This window comes from Pseudophaeobacter sp. C1-32P7 (assembly GCF_041008775.1).
In the GTDB taxonomy this organism is placed as follows: domain Bacteria; phylum Pseudomonadota; class Alphaproteobacteria; order Rhodobacterales; family Rhodobacteraceae; genus Phycobacter; species Phycobacter gallaeciensis_A.
In genome coordinates this window covers 1-1,166 of the sequence record NZ_JAXGFR010000078.1, presented here as the reverse complement: position 1 = coordinate 1,166, position 1,166 = coordinate 1, and the positions used below count along the sequence as shown (strand labels likewise).

Below are 1,166 nucleotides of genomic sequence, written 5' to 3'. Positions count from 1 at the left end.
TCCCGATGATGACCGAGGCGAACCAGCCCCAGTTCAGCCGCCCCATCATGCACATGAAGCCGGTGCCGATGACCGCGAGCGTGGCGACCGCGATCCCGATCGGACCGGTCAGCGCGGCCTCAACGGTTTCCAGCATGGTCTGGATAGGAGACAAGTCTTGCGCGAGAGCGGGTGTTGTGAAAGCCGCCAGGGTTGTGGCGATAGGCAAGAGGCGGCTGAGGCGATGTCGAAGCATGCGAAGTTCCCTTATTTTACTGAAGATCGATGAGGACCGGAGCGCGTGTAGGCACCCGGTCTGCGATGCGGATGTCCGGCGCCGAAGCAGGCGTGCCCGCCAGTCGGGACCGGATTCGATGGATGCGCGCGATGTAGTGACGGGTCTCGGTGAAAGGCGGAATACCAGAATACTCGACCACCCGGTGCGGCCCGGCATTATAGGCTGCAAGCGCCAGATCGATATCCTTGAACGTTCCGAGTTGTGCAAGCAGGTAGCGCGCGGAGCCATCGAGGTTCTGGGAGGGATCGCGCGGGTCGACCCCGAGGGCACGGGCCGTGTTGGGCATCAGCTGGCCCAAACCATAGGCCCCCTTGGGGCTGACGGCGGTCGGATTGTAGCTGCTTTCGGCCTCGACCAGAGCGCGGAATAGGACCTGCCAGTCATCAGCATCCAGACCAACTTGACGCAGGGCGCGGTTACCCTGATGGCGGACGGCAGTGGTCTGGATCAGGGAGAGGATATCGTCGCGACCGGACCGCGGCGTGGCGTCCAGCGAGGCCAGAACGACTTCGGCCTCAGTGCTATCATCCAGCCCTGCCCAGGCAGGTCGTTCGCCATGAAAGGTCCAGCCGGATGTCCGCGCCGTGCCGTCACGGCCGAAGGCGATGACGTCAGCCGCGCTCCTCGAGGGTGATGCTGTAGTCAGGACCAAAGCGCAGATCGCGCCCGTCACCGAACTCGAGATGATGTTTGAAGAGCCCCGGCCATATGTTGAAATACCGCGGCTCTGGCCCGTGAGGGGTGATCCGGGTCGAGACCAGAATGGCGTCCGGCTCGCCCTCGCGCAGGTAGATGCACTGGTAGCGCGGCTTGCCATCGTCCGTGAACCCCACGAGTTCATACCGGCAGCGGAACGCGATGCCCTTCTCGGACAGGTCTTTGACACCGT

Annotated in this window: 3 protein-coding genes; all 3 read right to left on the bottom strand. The window is 63.5% G+C overall.

The features are described 5' to 3' along the window. The coding region (locus SM763_RS24170; RefSeq protein WP_369000136.1) for a TrbC/VirB2 family protein at window positions 1-235 on the bottom strand (235 nt) is incomplete at its 3' end. A gap of 16 nt (window positions 236-251) precedes the next feature. Beyond that, window positions 252-929, bottom strand: a complete 678-nt coding sequence (locus tag SM763_RS24165; RefSeq protein ID WP_369000134.1) for a lytic transglycosylase domain-containing protein — start codon at window positions 927-929, stop codon at window positions 252-254. Further along, on the bottom strand, window positions 889-1,166 hold a 278-nt coding region (locus tag SM763_RS24160; RefSeq protein ID WP_369000132.1), incomplete at its 5' end, for a hypothetical protein. The genes SM763_RS24165 and SM763_RS24160, both read right to left, overlap by 41 nt.